The organism is Nocardia arthritidis NBRC 100137 (assembly GCF_001612765.1).
In the GTDB taxonomy this organism is placed as follows: domain Bacteria; phylum Actinomycetota; class Actinomycetes; order Mycobacteriales; family Mycobacteriaceae; genus Nocardia; species Nocardia arthritidis.
Window position 1 is genome coordinate 1 of sequence record NZ_BDBB01000042.1, and the last position, 15,795, is coordinate 15,795.

At 70.0% G+C, this 15,795-nt stretch carries 11 protein-coding genes; 4 read left to right on the forward strand and 7 right to left on the reverse strand.

Going from position 1 to position 15,795, the window contains the following annotated elements; translation table 11 throughout:
• The coding region (locus tag NA8_RS25410) for a non-ribosomal peptide synthetase (protein WP_157106913.1) at window positions 1–7,685 on the forward strand (7,685 nt) is incomplete at its 5' end.
• A 261-nt stretch (window positions 7,686–7,946) separates the two neighbouring features.
• On the opposite strand, the gene NA8_RS25415 is transcribed toward NA8_RS25410, so the two are convergent.
• The 3 genes from NA8_RS25415 to NA8_RS25425 are packed head-to-tail and all read right to left on the reverse strand — an operon-like array spanning window position 7,947 to window position 9,582.
• Window positions 7,947–8,549 carry a YHS domain-containing protein gene (locus NA8_RS25415; RefSeq protein ID WP_063052878.1) on the reverse strand — a complete coding sequence of 201 codons (603 nt, stop codon included), beginning with the start codon at window positions 8,547–8,549 and terminating at the stop codon, window positions 7,947–7,949.
• The gene (locus NA8_RS25420) at window positions 8,546–9,028 is read right to left on the reverse strand and encodes an anthrone oxygenase family protein (protein WP_063052879.1); all 483 of its coding nucleotides are present in this window, start codon (window positions 9,026–9,028) and stop codon (window positions 8,546–8,548) included. The genes NA8_RS25415 and NA8_RS25420 overlap by 4 nt, the downstream gene beginning before the upstream one ends.
• On the reverse strand, window positions 9,025–9,582 hold the full coding sequence (locus NA8_RS25425) for a peroxiredoxin-like family protein (protein ID WP_063052880.1): 558 nt from the start codon (window positions 9,580–9,582) through the stop codon (window positions 9,025–9,027). Before NA8_RS25425 ends, NA8_RS25420 begins: the two co-directional genes overlap by 4 nt.
• Window positions 9,583–9,652: 70 nt before the next feature.
• Between NA8_RS25425 and NA8_RS25430 the strand changes: the two genes are divergently transcribed.
• Window positions 9,653–10,264 carry a TetR/AcrR family transcriptional regulator gene (locus NA8_RS25430; RefSeq protein WP_063052881.1) on the forward strand — a complete coding sequence of 204 codons (612 nt, stop codon included), beginning with the start codon at window positions 9,653–9,655 and terminating at the stop codon, window positions 10,262–10,264.
• A 16-nt stretch (window positions 10,265–10,280) separates the two neighbouring features.
• On the opposite strand, the gene NA8_RS25435 is transcribed toward NA8_RS25430, so the two are convergent.
• A complete protein-coding gene (locus NA8_RS25435; protein WP_063052933.1) occupies window positions 10,281–11,417 on the reverse strand; it encodes a GDSL-type esterase/lipase family protein in 1,137 nt (378 codons plus the stop codon).
• Between the two features lie 107 nt (window positions 11,418–11,524).
• On the opposite strand from NA8_RS25435, the gene NA8_RS25440 reads away from it, so the two are divergent.
• Entirely contained in the window at window positions 11,525–11,998 is a 474-nt protein-coding gene (locus NA8_RS25440; RefSeq protein ID WP_063052882.1) for a MarR family winged helix-turn-helix transcriptional regulator, read from the forward strand.
• A gap of 3 nt (window positions 11,999–12,001) precedes the next feature.
• On the opposite strand, the gene NA8_RS25445 is transcribed toward NA8_RS25440, so the two are convergent.
• Window positions 12,002–12,655 carry a TetR/AcrR family transcriptional regulator C-terminal domain-containing protein gene (locus NA8_RS25445; RefSeq protein WP_084467082.1) on the reverse strand — a complete coding sequence of 218 codons (654 nt, stop codon included), beginning with the start codon at window positions 12,653–12,655 and terminating at the stop codon, window positions 12,002–12,004.
• 90 nt (window positions 12,656–12,745) lie between these two features.
• On the opposite strand from NA8_RS25445, the gene NA8_RS25450 reads away from it, so the two are divergent.
• Window positions 12,746–13,756: an NAD(P)-dependent alcohol dehydrogenase gene (locus NA8_RS25450; RefSeq protein WP_157106914.1), complete on the forward strand. Its 1,011-nt coding sequence runs from the start codon at window positions 12,746–12,748 to the stop codon at window positions 13,754–13,756.
• 13 nt (window positions 13,757–13,769) lie between these two features.
• Here the strand turns inward: NA8_RS25450 and NA8_RS25455 are convergent, their stop codons facing one another.
• Together NA8_RS25455 and NA8_RS25460 are read right to left on the reverse strand one after the other, a co-directional pair.
• Window positions 13,770–14,546 carry an SDR family oxidoreductase gene (locus NA8_RS25455; protein WP_063052883.1) on the reverse strand — a complete coding sequence of 259 codons (777 nt, stop codon included), beginning with the start codon at window positions 14,544–14,546 and terminating at the stop codon, window positions 13,770–13,772.
• Window positions 14,547–14,823: 277 nt separating this feature from the next.
• The gene (locus tag NA8_RS25460) at window positions 14,824–15,774 is read right to left on the reverse strand and encodes a helix-turn-helix transcriptional regulator (protein WP_063052884.1); all 951 of its coding nucleotides are present in this window, start codon (window positions 15,772–15,774) and stop codon (window positions 14,824–14,826) included.
• Window positions 15,775–15,795 lie beyond the last annotated feature (21 nt).

Consider the following 15,795-nt stretch of genomic DNA (forward strand, 5'->3'; position numbering starts at 1 on the left):
ACCGTGTGACGCTCGCCGACGAGACTTCGGTGTCGATCGGCGCTCCCGAGTGGAACAGCCAGGTCTATGTCCTCGACTCCCGCTTGCGGCCGGTACCGGACGGCGTCTCCGGTGAGCTGTACCTCGCCGGTGCGCAGTTGGCGCGTGGCTACTTCGGTCGAGCGGATCTGAGCGCGGATCGGTTCGTGGCCAACCCGTTCCAGCCCGGTGCGCGGATGTATCGCACGGGTGACTTGGTCGCCTGGAACGGTAAGGGCGAACTCGAATACCGGGGACGTACGGACTTCCAGGTGAAGATCCGTGGTTTCCGTATCGAGTTGGGTGAGATCGAGGCGGCGTTGCTGGCGTTGCCGGGGGTCGCGCAGACGGCGGTGATCGCGAAGTCGGATCCGAAGACCGGTGACCGTTTGGTGGCCTACCTGGTGGCTGCCGATGAAGCCGGTGTCGATGTGGCGTGGGTGAAGTCGGAACTGTCGGCCGGGTTGCCGTCGTACATGGTGCCGTCGGCGTTCGTGGTGCTGGATGCTTTGCCGTTGAACGTCAACGGCAAGCTGGATCGTAAGGCGTTGCCGGAACCGGAGTTCGAGGTCCAGGCCTTCCGCGCGCCGTCGACGCCGATCGAGGAGATCGTGGCGTCGGTGTACGCCGACGTGCTCGGTGTCGAGCGTGTCGGTGCCGATGACGATTTCTTCGCGCTGGGTGGTAACTCGTTGCTGGCGACGCAGGTCGCGGCGCGTATCGGTGCGGCGTTGGACGCGCGTGTCCCGGTGCGTGTGTTGTTCGAGGCCTCCACCGTGGCCGGACTCGCCGCCAAGGCCGAGCAGCACGCGGGCGCCGGCGGCCGTCGCGAGCTGGTGGCCGGGCCGCGTCCGGCGCGGATTCCGCTGTCGCTGGCGCAGCAGCGCATGTGGTTCCTCAACCAGTTCGACACCGCCTCGGCGGTGAACAACATCCCGGTGGCCGTGCGGCTCACCGGCGAACTGGATGTCGAAGCGCTACAACTGGCGGTCGGGGATGTGGTGAGCAGGCACGAGACGCTGCGCACCGTCTACCCCGAACAGGACGGCACCGCGCATCAGGTGATCGTGCCCGCCGAACGGGCCGTACCGAACCTGACGCCGGAAGCGGTCTCGCCCGGGGACATCCGCCACCGGATCATCGAGGTGATCTCGGCCGGATTCGACGTGACCACCGAGGTTCCGTTGCGGGCCAAGCTGTTCCGCGTGACGGACGCGCAAGCCGACACGTCGTACGTGCTCGTGTTCGTCGCGCACCACATCAGCGCGGACGGCTGGTCGATGGGCCCGCTGACCCGCGACGTGATGCTGGCCTACGCGGCCCGCTCGGCCGGGGTGGAACCGGGCTGGGCGCCGCTGCCGGTGCAGTACGCCGACTTCAGCCTGTGGCAGCGCGACGTGCTCGGCTCCGAGACCGACCCCGACAGTCTGATCTCGCAGCAGGCCGAATACTGGCGCACCGCGCTGGCCGGGCTGCCCGACGAGCTCAACCTGCCCGCCGACCGGCCGCGTCCGACGACGCAGTCGTTCGCCGGTGGGCGCGTGGTATTCCCGATCTCCGGCGAGCTGCACCGCATGCTCACCGAGATCGCCAGGCAGCAGAACGCGACGCTGTTCATGGTCGTGCACGCCGCGCTCGCGCTGTTCCTGGCGCGGATGTCCGGCACCGACGACATCGCCGTCGGCACGCCCATCGCGGGCCGTGGCGAAGCCGAACTCGACGACGTGATCGGCATGTTCGTCAATACCCTGGTGCTGCGCTCGCACGTGGACGGCGATCTCACCTTCGACCAGTTCCTGGCCCGCACCAAGGACGCCGATCTCCAGGCGTTCGCGCACGCGGACCTGCCCTTCGAGCGGCTGGTGGAACTGCTCAACCCCGAGCGCTCCACCGCGCGGCACCCGCTGTTCCAGGTGGCGCTGTCGTTCGAGAACCTGCCCGAGAGCAGCTTCGAGCTGCCCGGACTGCACGTGGGCGCGGTCGATTTCGACGTCGACACCGCCAAGTTCGACCTGTCGCTGACCATCCGCGAGGCAGGGGAGAACCCCGACGACGCGGGCATGTACGCGGAGTTCTCCTTCGCGCGCGACCTGTTCGACGACGAGACGGTGCAGGTGTTCGCGGAGCGCTTCACCAGGCTGCTCACCGCGATCACCACCGATCGCGAGACCCCGATCGGCGATCTGCCGCTGCTGGACACGGCCGAGTTCCACCTCCTCACGCACGTGCAGGGCGAGGACGTCATGGCCACCGGCCTGCTGCCCGATCTGCTGCAGTACGGCGCGCGGCTGGACCCGGAGCAGATCGCGGTGCGCTACCAGGGCCGCTCGATCACCTACCGTGAACTCGACGAGTACTCCTCGCGCCTGGCGCGGGTGCTCATCTCCCGGGGGGTGGGACCGGAGCGCATCGTGGCGCTGTCGTTCCCGCGTTCCTACGAGATGGTCGCCGCGTTCTGGGCGGTGGCGAAGGCCGGCGGCGCGCACGTGCCGGTGGACCCGACCTACCCCGAAGACCGCATGCGGCACATGGTCAACGACTCCGGCGCCGTCATCGGCATCACCGCGAGCGAGTACGTCGACCGGCTGCCGCGCGACGTGGAGTGGCTGCGGATCGACGACCCGGCTCTCGATGAGCTGATCGAAGATCAGTCCGCCGAGCAGGTCACCGACGCCGACCGGATCTCCTCGCTGGCCATGCGCCACCCGGCGTACGTCATCTACACCTCCGGTTCGACCGGTATGCCCAAGGGCGTCACCGTGACCCACGCGGGCATGGGCGGACTGGTCGGCGTCGCGGCGGATCTGTACCAGCTGGAATCGCACCACCGGTTCCTGCACATCTGCTCGCCGAGCTTCGACCCCTCGGTGCTCGAATGGCTGTGCGCCGCCTACACCGGCGCGACGCTGGTGGTCGTGCCCTCGACCGTCATCGGCGGTCCGGATCTGGCGGAGCTGCTGCGCACCGAGCGGGTGAGCCACACGATCATCACCCCGGCGGTGCTGGGCACGGTCGATCCGGAAGGCATGGAGGCGCTCGAGGTGGCCTCCGTCGGCGGTGACGTCACCACGCCGGAACTGCTGGCCAAGTGGTGGCCGGGCCGCAAGTACTTCAACGCCTACGGCCCGACCGAGACGACGATCATCTCCTCCTACGCCCAGCTCACCCCGGGCAGGCACATCACCATCGGCCGTCCGGTGCGCGGCATGTCCGCGCTGGTGCTGGACAACCGGCTCAACCCGGTGCCCCCTGGCGTCGCGGGCGAGCTGTACCTGGCCGGTGGCGCGCTGGCGCGCGGCTACCACAACCGCCCCGACCTCACCGCGGAACGGTTCGTCGCCAACCCGTGGAGCGACGAGGGCGCGCGGATGTACCGCACCGGTGACGTGGTGCGCTGGTTCGCCGAACCCGGTGAGCGGGCGGGCAACGCCGCGGTGGCGTCGGTGCGCTGGGAGCTGGACTACGTGGGCCGCTCGGACTTCCAGGTGAAGATCCGCGGCTTCCGCATCGAGCTCGGCGAGATCGACACCGTGCTGGCGAGCCACGAAGACGTCGAGTACGCGATCACGATCGGCCGCAAGACCGAGGCGGGCGCGACGATTCTGGTGTCCTATGTGCTGGCCGCGCCCGGTCGCGAGATCGATACGGCCCGGTTGAGCGAGTACGCCTCGCGCATTCTGCCGCCGCACATGGTGCCGACGGCGATCGTGGTGATCGATGAGATCCCGCTGACCCCGGTCGGCAAGCTGGACCGCAAGGCGCTGCCCGAGCCGGAGCTGGCTCCGCGCGAATTCCGCGCGCCGGCCAGCGAGGTCGAGGCCGTCATCGCCGAGGTGTTCGCCGAGGTGCTCGGCGTCGAGCAGATCGGCTTGGACGACTCGTTCTTCGCTCTCGGCGGCGACAGCATCCTGTCCATTCAGCTGGTCTCCCGGGCCAAGGCGCGCGGTGTGCAGTTCACCCCGCGTGACGTGTTCGAGCGGCGCAGCGTGGCCTCGCTGGCGGAGATCGCCGCGCTCGGCGCGGGCGCCGAGCAGGTGAAGCTGGAGGAGTTGCCCGGCGGCGGTGTCGGCGAGATCCCGCTGACCCCGATCATGCGGCAGATCCTCGCGAGCGGCTCGTCGTATCAGCGGTTCTCGCAGACGATGGCGCTGCGGCTGCCCGACGGCATCGACCGGCAGACCCTGGTCGCCACCATCGCGGCGGTGTTCGACCACCACGACGTGCTGCGGTCACGGCTGCGCCGCACCGGCGGCGACTGGACATTCGAGGCGCTGCCGCACGGCGCGGTCGACGTCGATGCCCTGGTTCACCGGGTGGACCTGGGCGCCGACACCGACGAGGCGGAGCTGGCGCGGGTCGCCACCGAGGCGCTCGACGGGGCACTGGGCAGGCTGGATCCGGCGGAGGCGTCCATGGCGCAGTTCGTCTGGTTCGCCTTCGAAGGCGATCGGCGCGATGTGCTGCTCATCGTCGCGCACCACTTCGTGGTCGACGGCGTGTCCTGGCGCATCCTGATCCCGGATCTGGCGGTCGCCTGGTCGCAGCTGGTCGCCGGTCAGCCGGTGACGCTGCCCGCCAACGGCACCTCGATGCGGCGCTGGGCGCACAGCCTGGTCGAGGCAGCGAGCTCGCCGGAGCGGGTCGCGGAACTGCCGTTCTGGCAGCAGGTCTCGGCCACCCCGGACCCGCTGCTGGGCGAGCGTCCGTTCGACCCGGCGGTGGACACGTTCGCCACCGTCGAGCGGGTCGAGGTCACCGTGCCCGCCGAGGTCACCGACGCGGTGCTCACCGCGATCCCGGGCCTGTACCGGGGCGGTGTGAACGACGGGCTGCTCTCGGCGCTGGCCATGGCCGTCGCTCGCTGGCGCGGCGATGGCTCGGACGCGGCGCTGATCAAGCTCGAGGGCCACGGCCGCGAGGAGGATGTGGTGCCGGGCGCGGACCTGTCGCGCACCGTCGGCTGGTTCACCTCGGCCTACCCGGTCCGGCTCGATCTGGCCGGCGCCGACCTCACCGACGCGTTCGCCGGTGGCGCCGCGCTCGGCGAGATCGTGAAGTCGATCAAGGAGCAGTTGCTCGCGGTGCCCGACAAGGGCCTCGGCTACGGCCTGCTGCGGCAGTTGAATCCGGAGACCGCGGCGGGTCTGGGATCGTCCGGGCAGATCAGCTTCAACTACCTGGGCCGGATGTCGGCCGGGGAGATCCCCGAGCAGCTCGCCGAGATCGGCTGGGTGCCGGTGGCCGACCTGGGTCAGCTGGATGTCGACATGGACCTCGACATGCCCGCCAACGCGACGATCGACATCAACGCGATCGTCACCGACTCCGACGAGGGGCCCAGCTTGGGCGCGTCGTTCGCCTTCCCGACCGGCCTGCTGACCCGGGAACGGGTGCAGGAGTTCGCCGAGCTGTGGGTCGAGGCGCTCACCGCGCTGGCCACGCACGCGCGCCGACCGGACGCGGGCGGCTACACGCCGTCGGACATGCCGCTGGTGCGGGTGGGTCAGCAGGACATCGAGCAGTGGGAACGGACCTACCCGGCGCTGACCGAGGTGTGGCCGCTCTCGCCGCTGCAGTCGGGTCTGCTGTTCCACGCGATGATGACCCAGTCCACCGTGGACGTGTACACCATGCAGGCCGTGGTGGACCTGGGCGGCGCGCTGGACGTGACACGGCTGCGGGCGGCGGCTCAGGGCATCATCGACCGGTACCCGAACCTGCGCACCGCGTTCGTCACCGACAACGACGGACAAGCCGTGCAGGTGGTGCTGGATCGGGTCGAGGCGCCGTGGCGCGAAGTGGATCTCACCGATCTGCCCGCCGACGAGCGGACCGCGGAGCTGCGCAGGCAGGTCGCGGCCGAGCAGGCGACGCACTTCGACATGGCCGTCCCGCCGCTGATCCGGTTCACGCTGCTGCGCAGCGACACCGCGCAATGGCACCTGGCCATCACCACCCACCACATCCTGCTGGACGGCTGGTCGATGCCGCTGCTGATGCGGGACCTGCTGGTGCTGTACGCGGTGCGCGGCGACCAGACCGCGCTGCCGCGGGTGGCCTCCTACCGCAACTTCCTCGGCTGGCTGGCCGGGCGTGACCGGGACGCCTCGCTGCGCGCCTGGTCGGCGGCGCTGGAGGGCGTCAACGAACCCACCCAGCTCGCTCCGCAGCCGCGCGCCGCGGAGAACTACGAGATCGGCAAGGTGGTCACCGAGCTCGACGCCGACCGCACCCGCCGGATCACCAAGCACGCCGCCGAACTGGGTGTCACGGTGAACACGCTGGTGCAGGCCGCGTGGGGCATCCTGCTCGGACGTCTCACCGGACGCGGCGACGTGGTGTTCGGCGCGACGGTGTCCGGCCGCCCCGCCGAGCTGCCCGGTGTCGAGTCGATGGTGGGTCTGTTCATCAACACGCTGCCGGTGCGGCTGCGCATCGATGACCGCCAGACCATCGGCGAACTGCTGGCCCGGCTGCAGGGCGACCAGGCAGGCCTGCTCGAGCACCATTACGTGGGGCTCACCGACATCCAGCGGGTGGCGGGCACCGGGTCGCTGTTCGACACGCTGCTGGTGTTCGAGTCGTATCCGATGGACAAGGAGGCGATCTCGGCCGCCAGCTCGATCGACGGCATGTCGGTGACCGGTGTCGGTGTCAACGACGCCACGCACTACCCGATGACGCTGCTGGTGATCGCGGAGTCCACCATCGAGCTGACGCTGAAGTACCTGGGCAGCCGGTTCACCGCCGAAGAGGTCGAGACCCTCGCCGAGCGTCTGGTGCGGGTGCTGGAGGCGCTGCTCGGCGATCCGGACGCCCTCGTCGGCGACATCGACATCCTCGACGAAGGCGAACGGGCGCGGCTGCTGGCCGAATCCGGCATCTCCGCGGCGGCTTCCACGCCGGAGCCGGTCGGCCGGGTCGGGGCGCGCACGGTGGCCAAGGTGCTCGCCGAGGTCGTGGAAGAGGACCCGGAAGCGCCCGCGCTGCTGGCCGGCGAGGACGAGGTCGCCTACCACGTGCTGGATCGGCGTTCCTCCCAGCTGGCCCGGGTGCTCATCGATCGCGGCGCCGGGCCGGGCGACGTCGTCGCGGTGACGCTGCCGCGTTCGGTGGACGCGGTGGTCGCGGCCTGGGCGGTCCAGAAGGCCGGTGCGGCATGCCTGTTCGCGGGCGACCTCACCGCCGAGCAGCTGACCGCGGCGGGCGCCGGATTCGGACTCGCCTCCGAACCGGTGGCCGGCAGCGACATTCGCTGGGTGGCGCTCGCCGACGCCCAGGTGCGCGACGACATCGCCGCGGCGGCCGCGCATCCGGTCTCCTACGCCGACCGGGTCCGCCCGCTCGGCGAGGAACACCCGGCGTTCATCGTCGCCACGGCGGACGGAGCGGTCTCGCTCACCCAGTCCGAGGCGCTGGCCGAGGCCGAACGGATGCGCGAGGAACACGAGATCGACTTCGAGTCGACCACGTACGCCACCGCGGTCTCCGGCCGCCCCGCGGTCCTGGAGTTCCTGACCTCCGCCACCGCGGGCGCCCTGTCCGTCGTCCCGACCGGCGACCTCGACACCGACCTCACCGAGGGCGAGGTCACCCACTGGTTCGCGGGCCCGGACGAATCGACCGACGCGGCGGACGACGGGATCACGATCGTGATCGCGGAGTAGAGATACGCGCCGTTCAGCTTCTCGACGGGAAGCAGTGGCCCCCTCCCCATCGGGAGGGGGCCACTGCGCTCAGCGGAAATCTGCGCTTCCTCACGAGAATCGCCCGGCCAGGGCAGTTGTGCGGACTGTTTCCCGGCGCCTGGAGTGATCGTCGGTCGAGTCCGTGGTCCGAGTTCAGGTCCGGACTGCCATGATGTCCGCTATGAGCGCCCCCGCCGAGCAAAGGCGCTGCGTGTGACGGCCGAGCCGTTCGCGGCGGTTTCAGTGGTCTTCGGCGAAGACCTTGCGGCAGACGGGTGCGCAGAAGGCATAGGTGGTGCCTTCGTGGGTGAGGGTGTAGCGGGCGGTGGAGAGGTCTACCGTCATACCGCAGACGGGGTCGATGGCGTAGCCGTCGGGGGCTTCGGCGGGTTCTGCGGAGATTCGGTAGTCCTCGGTCATGAGTTTGGTGATCTCGGTGGCGGTGAGAGGGCCGCCCATGGTGCCGATGTTGTTCTCGCGTAGGCCGATGATCTGGACTACGCAATGCGGGTCGCGAGTCAGGCGATGCGGGTCGGCCTCGGATCCGGCGATGGCGTTGGTGATCAGAGGGATCACGTGACCGGCGAATTCGCTGTTGTTCGCCCAGGATCCGGGGACCGTGAGTCGTGCCAGGTAGCGCGGTGCGTCGGAGTGGGCGGGGCCTCCGGTCGCCCACGCGTCGGCCCCGCGCACGAGAACATGGGTCAGTTCACGGGCTTTGGACAGCACGGAGTCCGGTGCGCCCGGCTCGGTGGTCAGGTCGAGCAGAATGCGTTCGGCCAGTGCGCGTTTGCGATCGGCGGTCAGCGCGTCGTCTGAGACGAACAGCTCTACGGTCATCATGGGCGCGCTTCTTTCGCCGGGAGCAGGGTGGTCAGGACGACGAGGAGGAAGGCCACCAGCGCGCAGGCCGTGCGGGCGAAGTGGAACGCTTCCCAGCGGCCGAGGATGTCCGCGTAGTCGGCGGGCGGGCCGCTGACCGCCCACACTTTGATCTTCTGGTTGATCGGGACGTTGCCGATGCGGGTGAGGAGGAAAGCGGCGGCAGCGAGCACGCTCGCGGTACCGGCGAGCAGGCGTGACCGGCCGGTGGCACGGGCGGCGAGCATCAGCGTGCTCCGGATGGTCAGGCCCATCAGCGATTGCATCACCACGCCGTTCACGCTCATCAGGGCGGTGTGGAAGGTGAAGCGCACGTCCAGGGGAACTTTGCGGAACGCGTAGACGACGTTGACAGCGCCATAGCCGAACGCACCGGCGAGCAGCCCGCCGGAGAGTAGTGCGAATGCTCTTGCCAGGGAGGTTCTTTCGGCAATTCTCATGCGCCACGCCCCGCCGGGACGAGCGCGAGGAGTTCGTCGACCGACCACTGGTCGTAGACGTGCGCGCCGTGCTTCGCGGCGAGCACGCGACCGTCGGGGGAGATCAGGAAATCGGCGGGCAGCCCCAGACTCCCACCCTCCGGTGCGGTGGGCGGGGCGACCTGCCTGCGGCGCAGGGTGGCGTAAGCAGCGTGCGCGACACCGCGCAGGATGGCGGGCCAGCCGCGCGGGTCGAGCAGCGCGCGGGGCGAGGCCTCGACGCCGAATTCGCGGTAGAGCTCGCGGCCCGGGTCGGCGATCACGTCCAGCGGCAATTCGGCGGTGTACTTGCGCAATTCCTCCGCGCCGGAATGGAAGACGACCACTTCGCGGATGCCCGCGGCGGCGATCTCGTCGCGGCGGTTGACGATCGAACGCAGATGCAGGTTGCACACCGGGCATCCGGCGAAGCGGCGGAACTGGAGGTGGATCAGGTGATCGCGATCCGGTATCCCGACTCGGGCGCCGGAGATGGTGACCAGGGTGCGACCGGAGACGGTGGTCGGCAGCGACATGGGGCTCCTCTCGTAGGTGTACTTCGTACGCCTACGACAAGTATGCGCGTAGCTTGTACGCTGTCAATCCGTGCCCCGCCCTCGCTCGCTGACCACCGCCGATCTCGCCGCGGCGGCCCTCGCCGTGCTCGATCGCGACGGGCTGTCGGCCCTGACCATGCGTGCGGTGGCCGAGGAGCTGGGCATGGCCACCATGGCCCTGTACCGCTATGTGCGTGACCGCGATGCGCTCGAGGTACTGGTGGCAGACCGCGTGTTCGCGTCGATCGACACGTCGCTCCCCGCCGAAAGCGGCTGGAAAGAGCGGGTGACGGTGCTGCTCGAACACATCCGTGACGGGTTCTCGGCCCATCCGGCCGCCGTGCCGATCGTGCTGCGGCATCGGCAGTCGTCGGTGGAATCGCTGCGCGTGATGGAAGCGATGCTCGCCGTGCTCACCGAGGGCGGATTCACCGGACGCGCCCGCGTCATCGCCCAGCGCACGCTGGTCGCCTTCCTGATCGGCCACCTCCAGAACAAGCACTACGCGCCGTTGCCGGGGCGGGGCACGATCGTGATGGCCGACCTCCCCGCCGCGGACTATCCGCATCTGGCGCAGACCGCGGGCCAGGCCAAGGGCATGTCGGCCGACGACGAATTCCGAGGCGGCGTCGAGATCGTGCTGCGCGGCCTGGAGCCTTAGCGGGTGGCGCGTCGCCTCAGCCGAAAAGTGCTGCCACGTCCACGGTTTCGGCCATCGCCCGAGCCCCGGCGTCGTTGATGTGCATGCCGTCGCCGCTGTCGAATTCGGGACGGATGAAGTCGGGCCGTTCCGGATCCTCGACCGCGCGCGCGACGTCGAACACCGAATCGAAGACATCGGTGCCGCGCAGCCATTCGTTCACGCGCCGGCGGGCCGGCTGCGCCTCGGCCACGTGCAGGCCTTCGTAGATGACGCCCGCATAGGGGCCGATCGTGGCGGCGTGGACGATGAGCCCCGCCGTGTGCGCCCGCCGCGCCAGGGTGGTGAAGCCCGCGATCAGTTCTTCCGCGGTGGCGGGCGGCTGCCCGGTCATGCCGCCGAGGCTGAGGTCGTTGATGCCGAAGTTGATCAGCACGCTGGTCACGCCGGGCACGCCGAGCGCGTCGCGCTCGAAGCGCGCCAGGCCCGCCTCGCCCACTCGGTCGAGCAGCAGCCGGTTTCCCGCGATGCCCTGGTTGACCACCCAGCCTCGGTTCAGGCGCGTGTTGAGGACGTCCACCGACCGGCGATCGGCGCCCGGTGTGGTGCCGACGCCTTCGAACCAGGAATCGCCGAACGCCACGGCCACCGGCGTATCCGCGGGCGCGAGCACGTCGACGCCGACCACGTAGAACCGCCCGGGAAACTCCTCGGCGGTGGCGAGCGCACTCTCGCGTACGCCGTTGCCGTCCGCGATGTAGGCGATTTCCCCCGGTTGGTGCGAGAAGGTCGCCAGGCCGGTGGGCTCGGGCAGATACAGGCTCAATGCCAGATCCGTGCCCGCCGAGACGGCGAGATCCACCGGATCGCTGAACACTTCGCCGCCCGCGGGCACCACTACTTGCTCGGCGCCGCCGAACCGCAGCGCGGTGTCGGTCTCGGCGACGATCTCGCTGCCCGTCTTGCGTAGGGCGACTCGCGCCGCGCCGATCGTCAGCGGCGTCTTCCCATAACGGTTGGTCAACCCGACCCGCACCCGCGCACCGCCGCCCGCCAGGTGCAGCACTTGGCGCACCGTCTGGTCGGTGAACGCGTGGGATTCCGCGAACTTGATCGGCTCGTCCGGGCCGATCACGGCGGTGCGGAATCCGGCGATCCAAGCGGTCGACGACATGGGAACCTCCATTAGTTGCCGTGAGGAATAATGCGTATGCATATTTCTACGGCTACTTCTTCCTCGTGTCAACTATCCGCAAAGAAACATTCGGGTAGGTTTCGCCTATGGACGTGAACGAGCTGTTCGACGACCCGCGCCTGACGACGATGGGTTTGCTGTTCGAGGCGCACAGCGGCGTGCTTGCCAAGCTGGAGCCGGTGTGGAGCGCGCACGGCTTGTCCGGACTGGATCTGAACGCCCTGATGCGGCTGAGCCGTTCGCCGGGGCGTCGGCTGCGCATGTCGGAGCTGGCGGTGCAGACCGCGCTGTCCACCAGTGGCGTCACCCGGCTGGTCGATCGCCTGGCGCGCGGCGAGCTGGTGGAGCGGGAGCTGGACCCGGGGGATCGGCGTAGTGCCTACGCGGTGCTCACCGAGGCGGGCGCGGCGCGGCTGGCGCAGGTGCTGCCGGACTATCTCGCCGCCGTCGACCGCTGGTTCGTCGGGTTGCTGACACCCGCGCAGCTGGCGGCGTTGTCCGAGGCGCTGCGCGTCATCCGGGACGTCTCGAATCCCCAGGCCACGTTCCGGATGGACTGAGCATCACCGCGCGTTCGCGGCGAGCAGCCGTTCGAGGCCGTCCAGGATCAGTTCCAGGCCGAAACCGAAATCGGCGATGCCCGAGTGCTTTCCGTCGATCACCAGCTGGGCGAGGGCGTTCATGTGGGGGAATTCGTCGGCCGGGATGAGCGGCAGGAAGTGCTGGGCGGCGGAGGCGTAATCCGACGGTTCCAGTGGAAAGTTCAGCTCCTGCAAGGTGAAGCCGTAGAGATGACTGTCCAGCGCGTTCCAGGCGCGGTCGGCTTGGGGCAGGGAGAAGCCCGCCGCGCGCAGGCAGCCGACGGTGGCGTCGATGTAGCGCAGCATGGCGGGCCCGACGTTGATCCTGGTGCCGATCAGTCCGGTCGCCCACGGATGACGCAGCAGCACCTCGTGGGCGGACATCGAGCGAACGCGCAGGGCTGCCTTCCAATCGCCGCCGATGGCAGGCGGCGCCATCTCGGCGACCACCAGATCGGCGATGCCGTCGAGCAGGTCCTCCTTGTTGCGCACGTGGTTGTACAGCGACATCGCCTCGACGCCGAGCGTCTGCGCCAGCCGTCGCATGGACAGCGCGGCCGAGCCGTGCTCGTCGGCGAGCCGGACGGCGGCGTGCAGCACCGCTGCCCTGGTGAGCGGCGCGCGAGCCTCGGGCATGGGGTCCTCCCTTGACGCACTTACGGTGTAAGCGTACCGTCGGCGGAGTCGCACTTACACTGTAAGTGCCCGGTGAAGACGAGGAACGCCATGTCAGACGGTCAGCAGTCCACCCTCGAGCGCGCGACGATGACCGCGATCGTCGCGCCGCGCTACGGCTCCAGCGAGGTGCTCCGGACGGAGGTGGTGGCGCGACCTGTCCCGGGCGAGGGCGAAGTGGTGGTTCGAATGCGTGCGGCGGCGGTGTGCCGCGGTGACGTGCATCTGCTCACCGGCAAGCCGTATGCGATCCGGCTGGGTTTCGGGCTGCGGCGCCCGAAAGACCCGGTGATCGGGCACGATCTGGCCGGCGACGTGGTGGAGGTCGGCGCCGGGGTTACCGAAGTCGCGTGTGGAGACTCGGTCTTCGGTTCGGTCGACGCGGGCGCCTTCGCCGAATACGTGCGCGTGCCGGTCGAGCGGCTCACGGGGATTCCCGCCGGGCTGACCGTGGCGGAGGCCGCGGCCCTGCCCGATGGGGGCATGACCGCGCTCCAGGGCCTGCGGGACGTCGGCGGCCTGCGCGCCGGGCAGCGGGTGCTGGTCAACGGCGCGTCCGGCGGTGTCGGAACGAGCGCCGTGCAAATCGCCAAGGCACTCGGCGCAGAGGTGACGGCCGTGTGCAGCACGCGCCACGTCGAGACGGTGCGCGCGCTCGGCGCGGATCAGGTGATCGACTACACCACCGCGGATTTCACGCGGGACACCGATCGATACGACGTGTTGCTGGATCTGGTGGGCAACCGGCCGCTGACCGCGTACCGCCGGGTGCTCGCGCCGAAGGGCGTCTTCGTCTCCTCGGCGGGTTCGCCCGGTGGAAACTGGATCGGCCCGGTGGTCTGGGTGGCCAAGGTGGCGCTGACCGGCTTGGTGGTCGGTCAGACGATGAGCCCGTTGCTGATGCGCCCGCGCCGGGCCGATCTCGAGTTCCTGGCGGAGCTGGCCGCGGCGGGGAAACTACGCCCGGTGATCGAGCGGCGCTTTCCGCTCGCCGCGGCCGCCGAGGCGGTGGGCCATGTCGCCGGCGGACATGCCCAGGGCAAGACGGTGATCGTCGTGTGATTCAGCGGCCGGGTCATCCGGCCAGGACCGCGCCCCGGCGCTCGGCGAGGTAGTCCGCCCAGGTCAGCCCGCCGACGTCGGCGCCATCGGTGACCAGGTTCTCGCCCGCGCGATAAACCCGGCCCGCTTTGCCCGGCACCGGCATGGTCAGCAGCGCGCGCCGCTTGCCGAGCACCGCCAGGTAGTCGCGGACCAGCTCGCGCATACCCAGTACTTCGGGTCCGACCAGATCCGGCACCCGGCCGGCGGGCGCGCCGACCGTCAGCTCCGTCAGCCGGGCCGCCACCTCACGCACGTGCACCGGCTGGAGGCGCACCCCGCCCAGGACCGGCAGCACCGGCGATTTCAGCATCGTGTCCACCAGTTGGGGCACGAAATCGTGGAACTGAGCGGCGCGCAGGGTGGTCCAAGGGATACCTGATTCCGCGACAGCCTGTTCGGCGGCGAACTTCGCGCGGAAGTAGGTCAGTGGAAGCAGTTCGGCGGCGGTCACCGAGATGTAGACGATGTGCCCGACGCCCGCGGCGGCAGCGGCCCGCAACAGGTTCGCGGTGGCCACCTCGTCGCTCTTGGCGTCGCCCGCCAGGTGCAGGACGGTGTCGACGCCCGCCACCGCGGCATCGATGCCCCTGTCGCGCACCAGATCACCGGTGACGAAGCGCATGCCGCCGTCCGGGCGATGTTCGGCGCGGCTCAGCACGCGCACGTCGGCGCCCCTCTCGCGCAGCAGCGGCAGCACCTCGCGGCCCAGGGTTCCGGTGCCGCCGGTGACCAGGATCTTCGCGGTCATGACTGTCTCCGATCTCGTCGGTGCCGATGGTGCGTTCCCATCGCTTCACCGAGATGACGACGCGCGGGCGCGAACTGTGACATCGGTGGCCCGGATCACCCCCCCCGTGGCGGTAGCGGCGGACTTTACCGAGGTTGCCGCAGCGGTCCATCGAGCACCACCGGCGGCGGCCGGGACGCGAGGCGTCCACGAAGAGCAGGGGCAGGTGGCGGGCTTCGCGGTGCCCGGCGCGGTCTGCGAGATCGATGCCGTCGCGGCCGTCCCGGCCTGAACGGGGTCAGCCGGCCGCCGCGCCGAGGCGGGCGGCGAGTTCGCGCAGGTGTGCGACGAGTTCCGGCGGTTCGTGCACCCGGAAGGGAAAGCCGAAGCCCGCGACGTAGATCGCGAGTTCGTCCAGCGAATCGGATCCGGTGCGGAGCACGCAGCTTTCGGCGTCCACCGCCTCGATCACTCCCACCGTCGGGGCGATTCGCTCGGCGGCCACTTCCGCCGCGACCCGCAGGGTGATGCGGGCGGCGTAACGGTACGGCGCGGTCGTGACGCCACGGGAGAGGTAACCGGTCAGGTCGGCGTCCGGCGCCTCGCGCGGGGTGAAGCGGGGGCCGGTCGGAATGCGGGGGAGCAGGCGGTCCACGCGGTAGGTGCGCCAATCCTCGCGATCGACGTCCCAGCCGACGAGATACCACCGCCTGCCCGTGTGGACCAGGCGATGCGGCTCGGTGGCGCGCACGGACGTGGCGCCGTCGTGGGTGCGGTAGTCGAAGCGCAGGCGGTGGTTGTCGCGGATGGCGGCCGCGACGGCGGTGAGAACGTCCGGGTCGACCGTCGGGCCGCCCGCGGGCAGGGTGACCGTCGCCGCTTGGAGCATGCTCACGCGATAGCGCAGCCGTGCGGGCAGCACCTGCTCGAGTTTGGCGAGGGCGCGCAGCGAACTGTCCTCGATGCCCGCGATGGTGCCGCCCGCCGCGGTGCGCAGGCCGAGCGCCACGGCCACCGCCTCGTCGTCGTCCAGCAGCAGAGGCGGCAGCTTCGCGCCCGCGCCGAGCCGGTAACCCGCCACCCCGGGCGTCGCGTCCACCGGGTAACCGAGCATGCGGAGCTTGTCGATATCGCGGCGGACGGTGCGCACGTCCACGTCGAGGCGTTCGGCGAGTTCGGCGCCGGTCCAGTCGCGGGGGGATTGCAACAGCGACAGCAGACGAAGCAAACGCGCCGACGTTTCCAACATGCGACCAGTCTGCCGGAGGCT

What these genes read in the sequence shown, in the direction of transcription:
- NA8_RS25435 (WP_063052933.1), bottom strand. Translation starts at nt 11,417, where the DNA reads ATGTCGTCGACCGCTTGGATCGCCGGATTCCGCACCGCCGTGATCGGC.
- NA8_RS25460 (WP_063052884.1), bottom strand. Translation starts at nt 15,774, where the DNA reads ATGTTGGAAACGTCGGCGCGTTTGCTTCGTCTGCTGTCGCTGTTGCAA.
- NA8_RS25415 (WP_063052878.1), bottom strand. Translation starts at nt 8,549, where the DNA reads ATGATGACCGTAGAGCTGTTCGTCTCAGACGACGCGCTGACCGCCGAT.
- NA8_RS25420 (WP_063052879.1), bottom strand. Translation starts at nt 9,028, where the DNA reads ATGAGAATTGCCGAAAGAACCTCCCTGGCAAGAGCATTCGCACTACTC.
- NA8_RS25455 (WP_063052883.1), bottom strand. Translation starts at nt 14,546, where the DNA reads ATGACCGCGAAGATCCTGGTCACCGGCGGCACCGGAACCCTGGGCCGC.
- NA8_RS25440 (WP_063052882.1), top strand. Translation starts at nt 11,525, where the DNA reads ATGGACGTGAACGAGCTGTTCGACGACCCGCGCCTGACGACGATGGGT.
- NA8_RS25425 (WP_063052880.1), bottom strand. Translation starts at nt 9,582, where the DNA reads ATGTCGCTGCCGACCACCGTCTCCGGTCGCACCCTGGTCACCATCTCC.
- NA8_RS25445 (WP_084467082.1), bottom strand. Translation starts at nt 12,655, where the DNA reads ATGCCCGAGGCTCGCGCGCCGCTCACCAGGGCAGCGGTGCTGCACGCC.
- NA8_RS25450 (WP_157106914.1), top strand. Translation starts at nt 12,746, where the DNA reads ATGTCAGACGGTCAGCAGTCCACCCTCGAGCGCGCGACGATGACCGCG.